Source organism: Candidatus Epulonipiscium viviparus (assembly GCF_000171335.1).
Classification (GTDB): domain Bacteria; phylum Bacillota; class Clostridia; order Lachnospirales; family Cellulosilyticaceae; genus Epulonipiscioides; species Epulonipiscioides viviparus.
Genome location: NZ_ABEQ01000003.3, coordinates 33,790 through 51,799 on the forward strand (window position 1 = coordinate 33,790; position 18,010 = coordinate 51,799).

15 protein-coding genes and 1 pseudogene are annotated in these 18,010 nt (G+C 37.6%); 5 read left to right on the top strand and 11 right to left on the bottom strand.

Translation table 11 applies throughout. From position 1 onward, the window contains the following. Window positions 1-189: 189 nt before the first annotated feature. From EPU_RS11025 to EPU_RS11030, 3 genes and pseudogenes are all read left to right on the top strand, one after another. Window positions 190-921 (top strand): annotated as a pseudogene (locus EPU_RS11025) (tetratricopeptide repeat protein); the annotation flags it as partial. 12 nt (window positions 922-933) lie between these two features. Further along, window positions 934-1,053 carry an SEL1-like repeat protein gene (locus EPU_RS14580; RefSeq protein ID WP_416386294.1) on the top strand — a complete coding sequence of 40 codons (120 nt, stop codon included), beginning with the start codon at window positions 934-936 and terminating at the stop codon, window positions 1,051-1,053. Window positions 1,054-1,191: 138 nt separating this feature from the next. Next, the gene (locus tag EPU_RS11030) at window positions 1,192-2,511 is read left to right on the top strand and encodes an SEL1-like repeat protein (RefSeq protein WP_010165854.1); all 1,320 of its coding nucleotides are present in this window, start codon (window positions 1,192-1,194) and stop codon (window positions 2,509-2,511) included. A 59-nt stretch (window positions 2,512-2,570) separates the two neighbouring features. On the opposite strand, the gene EPU_RS00850 is transcribed toward EPU_RS11030, so the two are convergent. From EPU_RS00850 to EPU_RS00865, 4 genes are all read right to left on the bottom strand, one after another. Beyond that, window positions 2,571-4,082: a CheR family methyltransferase gene (locus tag EPU_RS00850; RefSeq protein WP_010165855.1), complete on the bottom strand. Its 1,512-nt coding sequence runs from the start codon at window positions 4,080-4,082 to the stop codon at window positions 2,571-2,573. Between the two features lie 16 nt (window positions 4,083-4,098). Next, window positions 4,099-6,144 carry a PAS domain-containing sensor histidine kinase gene (locus tag EPU_RS11035; protein WP_010165856.1) on the bottom strand — a complete coding sequence of 682 codons (2,046 nt, stop codon included), beginning with the start codon at window positions 6,142-6,144 and terminating at the stop codon, window positions 4,099-4,101. Window positions 6,145-6,335: 191 nt separating this feature from the next. Further along, window positions 6,336-7,382 carry a hypothetical protein gene (locus EPU_RS00860; protein ID WP_010165857.1) on the bottom strand — a complete coding sequence of 349 codons (1,047 nt, stop codon included), beginning with the start codon at window positions 7,380-7,382 and terminating at the stop codon, window positions 6,336-6,338. Between the two features lie 267 nt (window positions 7,383-7,649). Beyond that, entirely contained in the window at window positions 7,650-8,402 is a 753-nt protein-coding gene (locus EPU_RS00865; RefSeq protein ID WP_010165858.1) for an N-acetylmuramoyl-L-alanine amidase, read from the bottom strand. A 169-nt stretch (window positions 8,403-8,571) separates the two neighbouring features. Here EPU_RS00865 and EPU_RS00870 point away from each other — a divergent pair, with 169 nt between their 5' ends. Further along, a complete protein-coding gene (locus tag EPU_RS00870) occupies window positions 8,572-9,108 on the top strand; it encodes a cysteine hydrolase family protein (protein ID WP_029487747.1) in 537 nt (178 codons plus the stop codon). Window positions 9,109-9,143: 35 nt separating this feature from the next. On the opposite strand, the gene EPU_RS00875 is transcribed toward EPU_RS00870, so the two are convergent. The 5 genes from EPU_RS00875 to EPU_RS00895 form a co-directional block, all read right to left on the bottom strand. After that, window positions 9,144-10,253 (bottom strand): glycoside hydrolase family 117 protein, encoded by a 1,110-nt coding sequence (locus tag EPU_RS00875; RefSeq protein WP_010165862.1) that lies wholly within the window; start codon window positions 10,251-10,253, stop codon window positions 9,144-9,146. Next, window positions 10,253-11,785: an apiosidase-like domain-containing protein gene (locus EPU_RS11040; RefSeq protein ID WP_052296435.1), complete on the bottom strand. Its 1,533-nt coding sequence runs from the start codon at window positions 11,783-11,785 to the stop codon at window positions 10,253-10,255. The genes EPU_RS00875 and EPU_RS11040 overlap by 1 nt, the downstream gene beginning before the upstream one ends. Before the next feature lie 104 nt (window positions 11,786-11,889). After that, window positions 11,890-12,360 carry a peptide-methionine (S)-S-oxide reductase gene (locus tag EPU_RS00885; RefSeq protein ID WP_029487748.1) on the bottom strand — a complete coding sequence of 157 codons (471 nt, stop codon included), beginning with the start codon at window positions 12,358-12,360 and terminating at the stop codon, window positions 11,890-11,892. 51 nt (window positions 12,361-12,411) lie between these two features. Continuing rightward, a complete protein-coding gene (locus EPU_RS00890; protein WP_044149143.1) occupies window positions 12,412-13,587 on the bottom strand; it encodes a cation:proton antiporter in 1,176 nt (391 codons plus the stop codon). Between the two features lie 22 nt (window positions 13,588-13,609). Beyond that, window positions 13,610-14,830 carry an MFS transporter gene (locus EPU_RS00895; RefSeq protein WP_010165874.1) on the bottom strand — a complete coding sequence of 407 codons (1,221 nt, stop codon included), beginning with the start codon at window positions 14,828-14,830 and terminating at the stop codon, window positions 13,610-13,612. A 167-nt stretch (window positions 14,831-14,997) separates the two neighbouring features. On the opposite strand from EPU_RS00895, the gene EPU_RS00900 reads away from it, so the two are divergent. Next, window positions 14,998-15,297, top strand: a complete 300-nt coding sequence (locus tag EPU_RS00900; protein ID WP_010165875.1) for a hypothetical protein — start codon at window positions 14,998-15,000, stop codon at window positions 15,295-15,297. Window positions 15,298-15,317: 20 nt separating this feature from the next. Here the strand turns inward: EPU_RS00900 and EPU_RS00905 are convergent, their stop codons facing one another. Then, window positions 15,318-15,791, bottom strand: coding sequence for a C-GCAxxG-C-C family (seleno)protein (locus tag EPU_RS00905; protein ID WP_010165877.1), 474 nt, complete (start codon window positions 15,789-15,791; stop codon window positions 15,318-15,320). A 354-nt stretch (window positions 15,792-16,145) separates the two neighbouring features. Further along, complete coding sequence (locus EPU_RS00910) at window positions 16,146-17,921, bottom strand: FAD-dependent oxidoreductase (RefSeq protein ID WP_010165879.1); 1,776 nt, start codon at window positions 17,919-17,921, stop codon at window positions 16,146-16,148. Window positions 17,922-18,010 lie beyond the last annotated feature (89 nt).

Sequence of the window (18,010 nt, forward strand, 5' to 3'; positions counted from 1 at the left end):
TAATAGTATACCACAATTGATGAAATTTCAAACAATTTCTAAATTATAGCTGATAACTTTCGGTTAGCTTGTTATATTTTGTATAATACTTTGATATAAATAGGATGTAGGGATTTATTAATAAAGGAGGAAAATTATGAAAGCTCATGATTATATAGAGCGGCACATGAAGGCGATGCGGCTGCGCAATTTCATTTAGGACTATGTTATGCAAAAGGAGAGGGGACACAAAAAGATATAACAGAAGCCGTAAAGTGGTTTAAAAAATCAGCCAAGCAAAACTATGCGGAGGCGCAGTATAACTTGGGTATATGCAATGTGAATGGAACGGGAATGAGCAAAAGTCTATATAAAGCCTTTAGGTGGTATAAAAGAGCGGCCGATCAGGGGCATTGTAAGGCGCAATGTAATGTGGGAGTGTGTTACTCAACGGGAGCAGGAGTAGCAAAAAACTACACTAAAGCAGTAGAGTGGTATATGAAAGCTGTTGCAGCTGGAGACCCAGTAACGCAGTGTAATTTGGGAGTTTGCTATGAAAAGGGACTGGGAGTGGAAAAAGATTTGTCTGTTGCAGAAAAATGGTATTTGCAAGCAGCAGAACAAGGGCATATAGAAGCTTTGTGTAAACTAGGAAGTTGGTATTATACAGGAGAAGTTGTAGAAAAAAATATGGTTAAAGCATATAAATATTTTAAGAAGGCAGCAGAACGCGGAGATTATATTGCGATGTGTAACTTGGGAACGTGCTATTATTTTGGTAATGGCATAGAGAAAAACGCAACTAAAGCAGTAGAATGGTATAAAAAGTCAGCAAAATTAGGAAATGCACGTGCGCAATATAGTTTAGGCAACTGCTATGAATTGGGAAAGGGGATAGAAGTAGACTTGGTAAAGGCATTTGAATGGTATAAGAAAGCTGCAGAGCAGGGGAATATTAAAGCGCAAGCCAGCGTGGGAGCCTGCTATGCGAATGGATTTGGCACAGAGAAAAATATGGAATTGGCTGCCAAGTGGTTTAAAAAAAGCAGTAGAGCTAGGCTGATAGAACAATAATTAGTAGCACCTTAGAGGTGCTTTTATATTGAAATTATTAAAAAAATGTAGAATTAATTAATAAATATTGAAAAAAAGAATATATTATTTTAAAAGTACTGTTAAAATTTTATCAAATTAATCATGGAGGGTAGAGAAATGGAAATAGAAGAATATAAGAAAGCGGCAGAACATGGAGATGCACAAGCGCAATATGAATTGGGGAAATATTATGGAAGTGGAGACGGAATAAGAAAAGATTATGTAAAATCTATGGCTTGGTTTAAAAAAGCTGCAGAACAAGAGCACTCTAATTCGCAGTATGAAATAGGGATTTATTACTTAAATGGTAAAGGTGTAACAAAAAATTTAGGAAGAGCATTTGAGTGGTTTAAAAGATCCGCCGAAAATAATAATCAATATGGAGAATATTGGCTAGGAATATTTTATTATGGCGGATACCATGTTTCTAAGGATATAAAGAAAGCAATAGAATTAATTAATAGATCTGCCCAGCAAGGATATGATGCGGCGCAATTTAATTTAGGGTCATGCTATGCAAATGGACATGGTGTTTCAAAAGAATTACATAAAGCGATCTGGTGGTATAAGAAGGCGGCCGATCAGGGGCATGTGAGAGCGCAGTATGAATTGGCAAATAGTTATTATAACGGAGAGGGTACAGCAAAAAATTTAGAAAAAGCAGTAGAATGGTATAAGGAATCAGCAGAGCAAGGACATTTGGAGGCACAATATAAATTGGCGAGATTTTATTCAACAGGAGAGGGAGTAGAAAAAAACGATGAAATGGCATTTGAACTATATCAAAAGTCGGCGCAACAAGGAAATCTAAAGGCGCAATGTGCAATAGGAGTATGCTACGAAGAGGGCTTAGGAGTTCATATAGAATTGGGAAAGGCAGTAGAGTGGTACAAAAAGGCAGCAGAGAAGGGATTTGCAGAAGCGCAATATAGATTGGGTAGCTGTTTTGAAAGAGGCAAGGGCGTTGTAAAAATTCAGAACAAAGCGTTCGAGTGGTATGAGAAAGCGGCAAAGAAAGGTTATGCAAAAGCGCAATGCGAGCTAGGTATGTGTTATGTGATGGAGAAGGGCGTTAAAAAAGACCTAGCGGTAGCGTTTTCATGGTATAAAAAAGCAGCAGATCAACTTGATTCGACCGGACAGTGGCTAATTGCATTGTGTTATAAAACAGGAAGTGGTGTAGAAAAAGATCTGAGAAGAGCTGCGTGGTGGTATATAAAGTCCGCGGAGCAAGGCGATCCACAGGGTCAGTATGGGATAGGGGTTTGTTACGCAAACGGAGAAGGTGTTTCAAAAAATATTGATAAAGCAAAAGAATGGCTAAAAAAAGCAGCAGATCAAAACCATCAAGATGCTAGAAGAAGTTTGGGTTATATATTAACAATGCCTGATCAGACGCTTTCGTTAAATTTTGAAAATACAGTGGCTAACAGCTAATTTGGGTTAGGTGCTGTTGCGGAGTACTAATCGCAACAACGCCAGCAATGAATTGTAGTTTATTTGTGATTATTGCGTTCGATAACGCACAATTCTTCTGTTGCAGACTGCAATTCTTCGTTAACATGTTGAAGTTCTTCGTTGGATAATACTAGCTCCTCGTTCATGGACTGCAACTCTTCGTTTGAAGCTCGGAGCTCTTCTATAAGCGTTTGCATATTTTCTTTGGTAAGTCGCAGCTCTTCTTCTAGATAGTTTATGGTATCTTTTGCATCGTCTTCTGCTTTAAATTGTTTGGTTTCTAAAATATGAGTAACTTTTTTATTTTCTTCAAAGAGCAATATGCCATAGCGATTGTTAGATAGCTCGTCTACATATGCACTTACGAGAAGATTGATTTCGTCCTCTTTGTTAGATTGAGTGATATTCTCGTATCTGAATGATCGGCCAGATACGAATAAGTTTGTGACAGCAGCACCAATGAGAACAGCAAGATCTTTGCGAATCATTTTTAAAATATTGAGGCTGATTCGATTGGTTGGAATTTTTATAAAATCATTTACATCACCAAAAGAATGAATAAGTTCGTAGGACTCGTTGATGATAACTCCTTTGGGAATATATTCTTGCTGGAGGAGTTCGATAATTTTGCCAATGGCTCTATCTACACTTTTTTCGGCAAGTTTGTGGCTAATAAGATGCTCAAACGGAGTCGAATATGTGGAGGTAGGGACAGCTTCTGTAATTTTAAGACGTCGAAAAATCTTTTGTTTAAAGTTTACGGCTTCAAAATATTTTCCCATTTCACCGAGGCTTTCGCTGGTTCCCAAAAATAGGTATCCGTTTTCTTTTAGAGAGAAGCCAAAGGCTGCAAAAACCTTCTGCTGAATGATATTTTCTAAATATATAAGCACATTCCTGCAACTAATTAAATCTAACTTTGAAAAAGGAGCTTCGGAAATTATATTATGCTTAGCGAAGATGATTAAGCTTCTGATATATTTTTTAACTTGGTAATTTTGCCCTTTTTTGTCAAAGTATTTGTTGAGTCGAACTGGGTTAACGTCAACAAGTTGGTCTTCTGTATATATACCGTTTTGTGCTTTTGAGAGAGCTATATCGTTTATATCAGTAGCGAAGATTTTGATGTTGATAGGTAAGTTTTTTTCCTCCAAATATTCTACAATTAGAATGGCGATAGAATAAGCTTCCTCGCCGGTAGAACACCCCGCGCTCCAAACACGAATGGTTTCGTCGAGTTCTTTTTCTTGATATATTTGATCTAATGCATTATATAATGAAGCAAAAGCGTCTGGATCTCGAAAAAAGCCAGTAACTCCAATAAATATCTCGTTGTGTAATGTATCTATTTCGTCATCAAATCGATTTATATAATCGATATATTCGTGCATATGATTAAGCTCTAGCATTTTCATTCGTTTTTTGATGCGTCTGACTATGGTACTCTTTTTGTAATCTTCAAAGTTAGTGCCTTTTCGCTCATAAATCTTAAAGATGATTTCCTCGACATCTTCTTTCTGCTCTTCCAAATCGCAAATTAAATTATCCATGTTTATCCCCCGTTTTTTAAACTTCTGAAAATTCCAGATTTAATCTTTCGTTATTTGTTGTAATATCCTTATAAAAATCATCAACCTCTTCGCTGACACTTTGTAATATAACTTTAAACTCAGAACCTTCTCCGACGACACTTGTTACATCGACCAAACCTCCTTGAAGTTCGACCAATGATTTAACCAAAGACAAGCCTATGCCACTGCCCTGTTCTTTTTTGTCTTTTTTTGTTCTTGCTTGTTTAAATCGTTCGAATATTATATCTAACTTATCGGCTTCTATGCCCCTGCCAGTATCTTTAACACTAATGATTACATTTGGAAAATCCTGGTATATTCTAACATCAATTTTGCCTCCATTAGGTGTAAATTTTACCGCATTGGATAGTAGGTTTAAAATTATACGTTCCATACTGTCAATATCAATTTCCACAATACATTCCTCAATCTCCGTATCAAAAATTAGTTCTATATTTTTGGCTTCAGTATAGCTTCTAATAGAAAGAGTAAGCTCCTCGACCAAATTTACTATATTAACTTTTGAGATATGCATGATATAAAATCCAGATTCTATTTTGTTCATATCGATTACGTTGTTAACAAGCTTTAAAAGTCTAGTACAATTTTGTTTAATAATTTCGCTATATTTATCGATGGTGCCATTATCAAAATCGCGTTGAACATCTCGTAAAGACATAAGCTGTGCGGCGCTAGAAATGACATTGATCGGTGCACGCAAGTCGTGAGATATATTGGCAAAATACTCGGTTTGATATTTTGCGGTTTCTATTTGTTTTTCTTTTTGATCTAAGCGTTCTTTAAATTTTTTGATATTTAATTCGTCTCGAATATCTCGAATAGAAAAAATATCTGTTAATTTATTGTCGAGAATGGCTTTGGTCATATCAATTTTTACTTCTATTTCAGTTCCCTCTTTATCTAACATAGTTTGTGTGATACTTTTAAATTTTTCAGGTGATAAACTAAAAAATGTATCTATAAATTTTCGTTTTTTATCTTGTCTTATGTAGCTTAGGAGATTTTTACCAAGAAGATCAGTTTGTGAAGAAAGCTTTAGTAGTCTGGCAAACTCCTCGTTATAGAAGGTGATTCCTTCTTTAGGATTAGTTGCAACAACGCCAATTGGTAGCCTTTCTAAAACTGCGTGGTACATTTGCTCATTTTTTCTAATGGACATATCGAGTCGCTCAGATTCTGTGATATCGGTATATGCAATAATTGCTCCAATTGAAGAAAAAGAGCCTTGTATACTGATTAAATTCCAGGACTCATCACTTAGAAATTTTGTTTTATGTTTGAACAAAAGATTTTTTTCATTCTGGGTAAGAACTCGCCACATATTATTAATAATCTTTATATCTCGTAGACATATATCTTCTAAATCAGGATGATATTCTTGCTTATTTTTTAATGACATTTGCATGGCCCGGTTGAGCGCTATTACTTTGCCGTCTTTATCTACAGCTGCCACTTTAGTTTCTATAGAATTAAGCAAAAGCTCGTCTAGATCATAAGAATTTTGTAGATCCATTTCTTTTTTCGCGCGCTCTGTAACGTCTATAGATGAAATATAGATATCGTCATTGAATTGATCGGGATTGTATACGTAATAGCATTCAATATATTTAATATCCCCATTTTTAGTTTTCATTCGATTGACTAAAATAAAGGAGGTGCTATCAGAAGTTACCATATTTTTCAAATATTGCTGGCGCAATGAATAGTCTTCGGGAACAATAATAGACTCCAGAAAATTAGGACGAATATCGTCTTGGGTATAGCCTAAAAAATTTATCAGCCTTGTCGAAATTTGTTTAATTTTTAGATCCTTGTCTAAAACAGTAATCATAGAACGACCGTATTTTTCGGTTATAGCGTAGATTGTATCAGTCTGTGTGGTTTTACATTCTTCTATTTGTGCCGCCTTTTGAGTGAGTTTTTTTTCTAGTGTCATTAACTGTCTTTTGTTAATAAAAAATTGTCCTACATTGGTTATAAGTAGCAAGATTGCTAGTAGTATTATACAAATTACTTCCACTTCATCTAAGCCTCCTTTTAAAATTATAATAGCATATACTTATCTAAAAATCTAGTATTTTGCAAAAGAAATATTTAAAATTTGCAAAAATAAGTAAGTTTTTGTAATAAAACTAGCAACTAAATTTTCACAAAATAAAAAAACTGCCGCGGATATCTCACAAAGGAGCACGACAGTTTTTGGAATACAGATTAAAAATCTGGAGAAGCTTCGATTGCGTTTTTAAAATCATCTATAGTCATTGAAGGCAAATCAAAATCAATTTCAAAAGAATCTATAAGAGTTGTGTCGCAGGTAAAGTTTAATTTTAGGCCCATGTTAAAGCCGTTGATTATAGAAGTGAAATCAAATGTGCTGGTGTGAACATCATCGGCGACTGCATATTCATAATTCATAGAAGCATCCAGTAGGAAAGAGAGTATAGCGAGATAGCTAGATTTGGCTGATTCGTATTCTTCTTTTATAGATTCAAAGTCGACTGGAATGAAATCAGACTCAGCCATCGCGGTAAGTGAATCAATATTGTTGAAGATGTTGTCTAATAATTGAAAAACAAAATCGATGGTTTGGCTTTGATCAAGACTGAAGCTAAGAGAATTTTCATGTATTGTGAGCGAATCATCAAGTGATATACCATCTAATATTAGTGCGTTTATATCGGCTATCTGAAGAGCCGAAAGCGCTGCTTGGTCCGCGGTTAAATCGGGCAGTGGTAGAGAAACGAAGTCAGCAGCGAAKGAATCGTCGTCGAAGACAAAGGAATCATCTGTTAAAGAAAGAAAATTACTAAAAAAATTAGTACTGTAATAATTAACGTTATCGATTGTGTACATTATGTAGCTCTGAGTTAGGTTGTTAAAAAGTTCGGCATTAGCGGCTTTTTCTTCTTTCAAACTTTTAATTTCAGATTCTATAGCTGCGGTATCGGATTTTGCCGAAACGAGAGATTTCTCTAGGCGTGAGAGTTGCGCTTCGTAGTATTGGTCGAGATCCAAGGTAATATCGGTGAATATCTCGCTATCTGCAGTTAATTGGTTAACAGATCCTTCTTGAAGGATATTGATTGATAGAGGAATATCGGAGCCTAAAAAAATTTCGATTGTTCCGGTTGCGTTATAATTGATTGAATCAGTTGGCTTGATTGCTGATTGAAAGTCGGCTAATTCGGTTAATTCGGTTTGAGTGCATCCTGTAAAAGCGAATGCGCATATAGCAAGTGGTAAAAATTTTTTGAACATAAAAAGTCCTCTTTTCTATAAAATATATTATCCAGTATATCATATTTAGTAATATATAGATATATGAAACAACAAGAAATTAATATAGAAAAATGGTAAAAATATGAAATTATATTGTCGATAATTTATGGTGGATCGCTGATTATGATATATTTTGATGGCAGTAACAACAGCGTCCATTAGCTTTTGCTCATAAAAAACCGGTGCAACAATAAATTAATCTGCAGGGGGTTAAGGTTGTTGCTCCGGTTTTGGAGTCGTGTACTATTACAATGTATTTTGATGCTGATTATGATATGTTTTGATGGCAGTAACAACAGCGGCCATTAGCTTTTTCTGATACTCTGGGGTAGAAAGTAATTGATCTTCGGTCCAGTTGCTCATAAAGCCCATTTCCAAAATAATTACTGGAACTGTAGACCAGTTAAACCCGGTCATATCGTTGCGCTTTATGATCCCATTTACTTTAATGCCGTTGGCAGATAGTGCGCTTTGCAGGCACTCGGCAAATTGCTGGCTCTCGGGATAGATGGCTTGGGTATAGCTACTGGCATCGCTGGGGGTGAGGATTGTTGCTCCAGTTTTGGAGTCGTTTGCTATACTATCGCAATGTATTTTGATGGTAAGATCTGCGTTTGCCTGGTTAGAAATTAATGCTCGTTCTGAATTACTAATGTTCACATCTGCAACCTCGCGGGTCATGATTACGGTAAAGCCTTCTTCTTGTAGCATATCTCGTAAGATCAACGATGCTTCTAAGTTTACTGTGTGCTCTGCTTTCTTCGTGCCAATGCCTGAAGTGCCAGCAGAAACACGAGCCTTTTGAATTGCTGAACCTGGAGCGATGGGTTCGTCGTGGAAATCTCCTCGTTGCTGGTGTCCGGGGTCGATACAGACGATGAAATTTTCTGTGGGCTCTGAGTCGAGCGTAAATGAGGGGGGTGGAGTTATTTCTGCAGGAGTAGGAAGAGCGCTTAGAAATGTAATTAATATAAGTGGGGCAAGAAACCTAGTGTTCAAAATAATCACCTCTTTAGTATTTTCTATTTTCTTATAATAAGCAAATATTGGAATTTTATGCATCGCGATAGTAGATATTTGGGTCATTACATATATAAAGATAGTATTATTTTGTGTGGATGTACATAAAATAAAAATGGCTATCAAATCAATATTTTGGAGGTAAAAAATGAAGAAGGCATTAATAATAATAGATTATATATACGATTTTGTTGCAGATGATGGGAAATTAACTTGCGGAAAGCCAGGGCAAGCTTTGGAGCAAAAAATTGTGGAGTTAGTGAAAGAGTTTCAGCAGAACGGCGACTTTGTGGTAGTGGCATCAGATAATCATGATGAGTCGGATGCGTATAATAAGGAGCGAAATATGTTTCCGCTACATTGTTATGATGAAAAGGGCCGCGCATTGTATGGGGCTGTTGACGCTGTAATTGATACAACCAAAAATTATGTGAAAATTGACAAGAATAGATATTCTGCATTTTGTGGAACGCCATTGGATTTGAAATTGAAGGAGCGCGATGTGGATGAGGTGCATTTGGTAGGAGTATGTACTGATATTTGYGTGTTGCATACTGCAGTAGATGCGTATAATTTGGGATACAAGATTGTGGTGCATAAAGATGGGGTGGCRAGCTTTGATGCTGCGGGACATGCGTATGCGTTAAACCATTTTAAGAATGTCATTGCGGCAACTGTTGTGTAATAAATAAGGGCTGAGGATAAATTCAGCCCAGATAACTATTGATTTTTGAGAATTTCTTTCATTTCGGCATGGCTTGCATTGGTGTGCTCGATGCCAGCTCTATTTAGATCAAATCTAAGCAGATGATCGTATTTAAGTCCTGCAGGTGTCATGCAAATTCCCCAGCTAAGTCCGTCGAGAGGCTTTTTGTGAGTAGCAGGATCGGATCTGAATGGCCCCGCAGCATGTGGAACACCTTCCCATCTGGAGACAGAGCTCATGATTTCAAAGTTGATTCCGTCTTTGGCGTATTGAATAGTATTTTTCTCCATTCCGTCGGAGGTCACCAATGCCGCCATTCCACCATCGTATTCCCATAAGCAAGGCTCGTGCCCACTGTTGGAAATTGGATTATATTCGCTTTTTACATATGGCCCTTCGATTTTGTCCGCAATGGCAACGCCCCACTTGATTTCGCGTCCACCTCGAAAAATTTCTTCGCCCATGGTTTCGCCTTTGTAGTATAGATAAAATTTACCTTTGTAGTAATGGAGCGATGGATCGTGTACTTGGCAACTGTCGAAATCACCTTTTTTGAGAACTCTAAAGCGGTTGTCATCATCGCCATACCATTCTCCGCCGTCTGATGGTCGTAAAATTGGTTCTGCCAATTTGATAAATGGACCGTTTGGATTGTCTGCAATACTCATTCCGATACAGTGACGGGTTCTGTGAAGATGAGGAGATGTTGCGCATTGGTAGGTGAGGTAATATTTGCCTTCGTGCGCCAAGATTTCTGGAGTAAATACGCTTCGCTCGTCGTATGAACCCGGTGCTCCCAAGCCAGCTGCAACACCCTCTTCTTTCCAGGTAATTCCATCTTTGCTAGTCGAATACCATACTTCGGCATAGTCCCAAGGAAACGACTTTTGTTCTGGCTTATTTATATCCGCACCAAACCATTCGCCAGTCGATTTTGTATAGTATACGTAATATGTCCCGTCTACTAAAATTACACTAGAAGGATCGCGGCGGACAACTCCTTGTTCTGGTGCCAAATCTCCTTTGAGAGGACGATATCTAAAATAAGTGAACCAATCATTTCCCCCTTCAAAGTATTTGCCTTCGATTGCGCGCTTGGTTGCGGTGCTCATTTTCTTTTCCATTATATACTCTCCTTTAAATCAAATTTTAAAATCAAAATACAATCTTCATCGAATGGGTTAAAAAATCTATTAAACTTGACAAATTCGATGCGTTGCTGTTCGCTATATTGACCGGTAATAGTATTAAAGAAGCAATAGTTGCCAGAGTTGCTGTGTCGGACGGTGTTGATGCCGAGAGCGCAGTGCTCCTTTGGAAGATACGTAAGCAGCGTATCGTTGGTGTTGTTCATTAATGAGAAACCTCCGTTGATATGGAAAGGAAATCCCTCTTTTTTTGTAAACTCAGCGTAATCATATTTTTTAAAAAAGTCGCCAAGATGTTTATAGTAATCAAAATGAGGTTCGGGRTCACTTTCCCAAGGCATAAGTGTAACGCTCCAAGAAAGCGGCTGCCAATAATATGCGCTATACGCACCGGCAAACATGATYTCATAGTTTCGGCGGAGGCAAACTTTTGGGTCGTTGTAATTGCCATCGAAAATGCTATAAGGACCTCTTTCGTAGCCGCCGTGTTCAAGATTGAGTACTGGCTTGTGTTTATATTTATTGGTAATATTATTAGTTACGAAGTTGATGTCGGTTTTCCAATTCTGTACTGAAATAATATCTAGTAGGTCGCTGTATTTGTTGCAGAAGCCAAAGTCGTGGACAGTAAGGAGCCTGCTATATGAATCGAGTTGTTTGAGGCGCAAGATTCTGTCGAGTAGATAATTGGAATCGCATCTGCCGTAGCTGAGAGCTTCTTTGCTAACGTCCCATAGAATATTTGGAAAAGCCTGGTATCGCTTAATAACATAATCAAAATACATATTGTCAGAATCGGTATAGGCATCTGGCCAATTTACCTTTTTATTCCATACATAAATCATTARATGCGAAACAATATTGTGGTTATTGAGCAGGTGAATAATTCTATCTAGATGCTTAAAGAAATCAACATTGATGGCAGAAAAATCTGGATTACTATTACTGCCTAGGAATGGAAAGATATCTTCACGCGCACCCTGCTTGTGCTCAGCTTTTATGCCATCGCCGCTTTCCCAGCCTTCGCCACCCCAGCGTAAATCATTGGCGTAAACGTTCATGATGACCTGGTTGATGTTGTTATCGGCAAAGTACTGGATAAGACGCTCGGGTTTGTGGCCCTCTTCGTTGTAACCAACTGTAAAAAGCCAGTCGCATTCGAACGCAAGTAAATTGTAGGATGAACCATCTTGATAGAATAAACGATTTTTTGTTGYTGAAGATAGGCATATAGGACCCTTTAATGTTGCATTGTCATGAACTATAATTGCATCTTCTTTGTTTGCAAGTTCTGTAATATTAGAAAAAGTCTTGTAATGGTAATGCCCAGTTGTGTCAAAGCTTAATCGAACTATAAATTCGTTATTGCCGTTATAGAATCCGTGAACCTTTTTACAAAGAGCGTTCTCTTGATAGACTTCTGCATAGAAATTGAGTTCGCAAAATGGATCTAGATCAAAACTGGCAATAAACGTTAAGTCAAATACTTCATATCGTCTGAGTTCCAAAATATCGTCCTTTCTGATAATAAAGAATAATTACAGATTTAATTATATTAATTAAGTTTTGACTTGTCAACCKTGCAGTTRAATAAAGCTGGGCATCAACCGAACTATTTATACTTAGATAACAATGCTGAAGGTATGTGGCAATAATCATTGGGATAATGGTCGAGTCTGTCCTGATGCTCGGTGGCGCTGGCGATATAGTTGGTTAAKGGCAATACTTCAACAGCAATTTGTGAGGCATCGCTTCTGTTTGCGATAAATGTTTTTGCGRCAGCCAGGTGTTGCGCATCGACGCTATATACGCCAGTTCTATATTTAGGACCGACATCTATGCCTTGCTTATTTAGGCTATATGGATCTATGATTTCAAAAAAGTAGCTCATTAATTGAGGCAGATCAACAATACGGGGATCAAAGGTGGTTTTGACRCATTCGGCATATCCATCATATGCGGCATCGAGCGTATTAGCAGTGCCATTGGCTCGACCCGCTTCGGTAGTTATGACTCCGGGCAATGTTTTGATGAATGCTTGAACACCCCATAAGCAACCGCCAGCGAAATAAATTGTTTCCATTATTAGACTTCCTTTCGTGATTAATTTTGCCGACGCAACGATAGCCGAGATTTATGCTATCCAGTTTTTGAGTTTGTCGATTAGGATGGCACCGAGCGGAGCCGTAATTATGATCGCGATGACACTAACCGATAGGACCACTTCTCCGCAACTAAGCCCCGCCGCTAAGGCAACGCCCCCGATGGCCGCCTGAACTGTTGCTTTTGGAATGTAGCTTGCTGCACAATAGAGCTTCTCTTTTTTGGTTAATTTGGTGCCCAGAAGTGCAACGAATACGCCGCAGCTGCGAAATACTAAGCCGATAGCGATTAAAATTAGAGCACCAAAACCCGCTTGGATGGTATATTCTATGTTGACTGTTGCGCCAACCAATACGAAAAGCAAGAGCTCAAAGGCAACCCATAGCTTGGAAACYATTTTACTGAGATTGAGAGCGGTCTCGTCTTTGAGGCGATTTTTGAGAACAATGCTGAGGCTCATGACACCGATTAATCCAGAAATTTGTACAACATTCTCAAAAGTATTTTCGATTTGGAGGAGTAAGAAGGAGCAGCTGATGATGACGATAATTTTGATTGTGTTGCGAATGCTAAATTTTTTGAAGATTAACGCTAGGATGAACCCGAATGTTGCTCCAACAACTATGCCCAATACAATAGAAATGGGTACATCGATCAATGATGTAAAGCTGAGAGCGGCACCAGTTTCTAGTGCACCCAAAAAAGATGAGAATAAAACGATTACAAAAATATCATCGCAAGACGAGCTGGCTGTAATGAGCTGGGGAATTTTGGTGCGATCGCCGTATCCTTCTTCGATTAGTGCAGTCATTCGCGGAACAACAACTGCAGGAGAAACTGCAGCAAGTACCGCACCGAGAAGCGCTCCTTCTAACAAACTGAGGTCCAAAATGAGTGTTGCAAAGATGACATATGATATAATTTCAAATGTGGCAGGGACAAACGACATAAATAAAGCTGGTCGCCCCACTTGTTTGATATCGGAAATTTTGAGAGATAGCCCGGCTTTGATTAAGATGATAATTAGAGCAAAAGTTCTGAGGTCGGCAGAAATTGAGAGCATCGAGGGGTCTAGCAAATTTAATGCGTAGGGGCCGATCAAAATGCCAGCAAACAACATTCCAACAAGTGAAGGAATCTTCAAAAATTTTGATGCGACGGAGCCTAGTAATCCAAATAAAAAAATATAAGCAACGGAGGTTAACATCTTGGTGATTCACCCTTTCTGGCTATGCACTTAGCGACTCTGTATCGGCGATATTGTCTCGTACTTTGAATGCGACATAGAGATTAATGAATGAGAAGGCTGCAGCAAGATAGAAGATATATTGAGGGCCGTATTGTTCCCAGATAATACCGCTTGCGGCAGCGCAAATGATAGTTACGATATGGTCCATGCTAATACCGAGAGAAATTGTGGGAGTGATATCGGCACTGTCGAGAGCGATACTCTTGAGATAAACGGTGCGGATGATGGCCATTTGCATGGAAACTTTATCTAAAACTAGAATAGCGATGGCGAGACCAATAAAAAATCCTGTTTGTGGAATGGTACCGGAGACAAAACCACCGCTGAGTAAACCGTATATTAAATATATTGCAATAAAAGAGAGTGCGTCCAAGAAGAGCATTTTGCGAACACCATATTTATCGATCCATTTGCCAAGAAGAGGGATAAAGAAAATGCCAATTAAGGCGCCAAACATTCCGATTAAGGCTACAGAATCGGTTTGTTGGCCCAGAATTTCGATAAGAACCCAGGGACCGTATACAATTACGATTTGCTTTTGTACACCATTCATAATAGCAAGTGTATAGTAATACTTATATTCTTTCTTAAATTTAATTTTTAATTCACGTTTTTTAACTGGAGTATGTACCATTTTGTTTAGAGCGACAAATAAAAGAATAATTATAAAACACAATATTCCGCTAAGAAGAAAAATTAATTTGATAGGAGTGGTGAACGAAAAGATGTCGTATCGAAAGCCCAAAAACACAGTTAGGCTGGCCAAAAATACAAAAGCAGTGTTGACACCTTTAAACTGCCCCATTTTTTTTCCCACATTGCTATCATCAATTAGGCTCATACCGATGCCGTCAACCAATGGAAAAAACATGTGCATTCCGACAGAGTTGATAAATAAAAAGATAAGCATAACGTTAAAGTCGGGGGTAAGGAATGCCAGAGCTATAATGCCTATAAAGCTTAGGATATGGGCAACGATGGCCATTCGGATATCTCCTATAAAGGACAATGCAGCAATAAGTACGATGCACAATACACCAGGAAGCTCCCGCGGAAATTCGATAAATCCTCGCATCTCAGCGGTGGCGTTATAGGCATCTTTGTAGTAGTTAGAAAATATTTGGTCACTGAACCCAAGAGCCAAAGCGCTTAACGCAACGATAGTGACATAAATCATAAGTGGTTTCTTTAACTTTTCCATAATAATCTCCTTCTGATTTTTAAAATATATTGCAGTACTCTGTAAAAACAAATCTTATTGTAACATAATAGACATAAATTAAATAGATTAAATGCTAATAAATTTTGTGGGCTAATAAATTTTAGAGATTTGGATAAGCTAAATATAAAAATGTATTGGAGGTTGATATGTCAGAATTGATTGGAATGACCCCATTATTATTAATGCTACTACTAGCGATGTCACCTGCTATATTCATGTTTGTGATGATTTTGAAGGGTGGAACAGAGAAGGAAAGAAAAATTATTGAGAAAACATGTCTGTATACACTACCATTGTATACGCTGAATTTGATGTTAAATACGATAAGTTCGTTGTTTGGATGGACATTTGGGCAAACATTAAATTCGAATCTAACTAGTCTGTTGTTTATAGGGGTACTATTTATAGTAGTGTATATCTATGTAAAAATTAAATTCCAAAATTAGGTAATTTAGATAAATTAATCTTAATTGATGTTATCGATGATAGAAATATTTTTATCACGGCAAATAATCCGTGTAATTTCACATGCTATCTCGCAGGTAAAGTGAATGCATTGTTGAGTATGAGTGTTGAGATTAGGATCTAGATCGCGTATTGATATATGATGGCAAGGAAGTGGGTGGTGTGAACAGAAGCGATCATGTAATTTTTGAGCTAAGTCTAGTGTATAAGAAACATCAGCATCCATTGTGTCAGTGCGGTCAAAGACCATTCCGAGAGCCATAACTATACCAGATATTGCAATACATGTGCATCCGGCATGGCTAATACCTTTAGAAGATCCCGTTGCTAGTGTAATAATTTGGTCTGATATGTCGATTTCGAACGTATCTCGAACGGTTTTGATGATGGCTTCAGCACAATAAAAATCAGAAGTAGAATAATAGTAGTTAGCAGTTTCATAAACTTGTGAAAGTTTGATAGTTTGATTTGTCATGAACATTCTCCTTTAAGATTAAATATAAACATGTACGTTATGGCGAAAGCAGAAAGGAATAATAAAGTATATGTATGTATGTATGAAATAACATATGATTAAAATTGTAAAAAAAACTGCTAGATAAGCATATTTTATGTAAAAAGGACCTATGTATAAGCAAAGGNCCCGTNTATATTACTANCGTATATATTACTCTGTAGTAGGAATATTTTTTTCACGGCAGATAATTTTTGCGGTTTCGTATGCCATTAAAATATACTCATTTCAGAATTAACTATAAATGATTCTTGGAATTAACGAATTGTTTATGGTTGTTTTGCATAAAAAAGGAAAATAATACCTTTTTGCRGATTATGCATAAACTCTTATATCAAAAATTCTTGCATGCTTGTCGCCATAAGTTGACTTAACAACTACTTTTAGGTTGTCAAAATCAATGCCACTGACATCAAGTTTGTTGAGGCGTTGAAAGTTGTCGTTAACTACGATTTCTTTTACAACGTTGCCATCTTTTTCGCAAAGCAAAACATAATCTTTTACTAAAACTAGAGGCATGTGAATTGGTTGCCTTGCTCTGGTTCTATAAGATTGAGTTGGAATTAGTGTGCAGCTAAAGTTAGGATCGAATCGCAAGACAACTTCTCTTGCAGAGATGGATTTGCCAAAATCAATATTGATCCACTCATCGCTAATCGTTTCAGCCGAGATCCAGCAGTTTTGAACGTCGTCAACTCGTCTAGCATAGTCGCCATTGATATTTGTAGCTTCGCCGCCTGGTATACTAGAAGATGCTGTGATTGTTACCTGGTCTTTTTTGACAAGGTCGTAGTCGTCTCTTGCTGGAATGCCAGGAATATAGCAGTCGTCGCGAATAAGCCTTTGTTGTAGCTCATCGATATATTTTTGACCGACTTCTCTTGGAGAAATATTTTCGCGAAGCGCAATAGCAACTGCAACTCCAGCAGCTTGACCCATAGTGGCTCCGGTTGCCATAACACGAGCAGAGCTAAGGGCCATATGAGAAGCACTAAAGCATCGACCGCCGATATATAGGTTATTGATATTTCTGCTATAGATGGAACGGTAAGGAATTGTATAAATATCTTTGATAGGATGCCAGATAGTTCCGCGCTCCTGAGGGTTAATAGATTTGATGCCCCCAACAGAGTGGTCGTCCATTGTCCATCCGCCATATGCTACCGCATCTGCAAATCTTACAGACTTATCGATATCATTTTGGTTTAACACATAATCGCCATAAACTCTTCTAGATTCGCGCTTACCTGCAATGGAGCTAATCCAATCTATTACAAGATTTTCTGTTTGCTCCTTAGGAAAATGGTCACTATTTTTTATATAATCAAATACACCGTACAAATATTTCATAAGTTCAGTCTTAATATCTTCTGTTTCAGAAATTTCACCGTCAAGTTCTATCCACCAGTATCCATGAGTAAGCTCTGGAATGCCACGTTTGCCAAGCATTTCGCGTGTATATTCATATGCCCATTCAGGACGTTTGAAAGGACTTTTAACGCCGGCATCTTTCATAGAGAATAGGCAAGAGCTACCCATAACATGGTTGTTTGCTTCTTCTGGTGCAAGAGACTCGTTGTATGTTGAGCGAGCTTCGTGGCCAATGGTAAAGTCCGCACCTGCCATTGCAGAAATTGTGCCATCACCAGTTGTATCGGCAAAGTATTTTGCTTCAAATGTAAATTCGATTTCGGTAGTATTTTGTACTGCAATTACTTTAGTAATTTTATTATCTTCGACTACAAGATCAAATGCATTGGTATTTAAAAATAATTCGAGATTTTCTTGAAACTTAGCTTTTTCCCAAAGTACAGTATCCCAGATATGATATGAGCTTTCTGGATTTACATTTTTATTTGCCATTAAAATTTCCATGATGATTCCGGATTCGAGAGCATTTCTAAAGTTTCCGCCACGCTCGGCACCGTTTACATGCACGCGCATTTCGCTACTTGCGTTTCCTCCTAGCATAGATCTGTTTTGAACTAAGGCAGTGTTAACTCCGTTTCGTGCAGCAGATATGGCCATACATAATCCAGAAATACCTCCGCCAATAACTACAAAATCAAATTGCTTAGTGACTTTTATCATGACTTACCTCCAAATTAAAAATTTTTGTACAAATTAGATAATAACATATTTTACCAAGTAAAACAAGTCAAAATTTACTTGTATACAAT

Bases quoted from the DNA above. Each gene is read 5' to 3' on its own strand.
- EPU_RS00905 (WP_010165877.1), bottom strand. From the start codon at position 15,791: ATGACAAATCAAACTATCAAACTTTCACAAGTTTATGAAACTGCTAAC.
- EPU_RS00900 (WP_010165875.1), top strand. From the start codon at position 14,998: ATGTCAGAATTGATTGGAATGACCCCATTATTATTAATGCTACTACTA.
- EPU_RS11030 (WP_010165854.1), top strand. From the start codon at position 1,192: ATGGAAATAGAAGAATATAAGAAAGCGGCAGAACATGGAGATGCACAA.
- EPU_RS00850 (WP_010165855.1), bottom strand. From the start codon at position 4,082: ATGGATAATTTAATTTGCGATTTGGAAGAGCAGAAAGAAGATGTCGAG.
- EPU_RS00875 (WP_010165862.1), bottom strand. From the start codon at position 10,253: ATGGAAAAGAAAATGAGCACCGCAACCAAGCGCGCAATCGAAGGCAAA.
- EPU_RS00895 (WP_010165874.1), bottom strand. From the start codon at position 14,830: ATGGAAAAGTTAAAGAAACCACTTATGATTTATGTCACTATCGTTGCG.
- EPU_RS00910 (WP_010165879.1), bottom strand. From the start codon at position 17,921: ATGATAAAAGTCACTAAGCAATTTGATTTTGTAGTTATTGGCGGAGGT.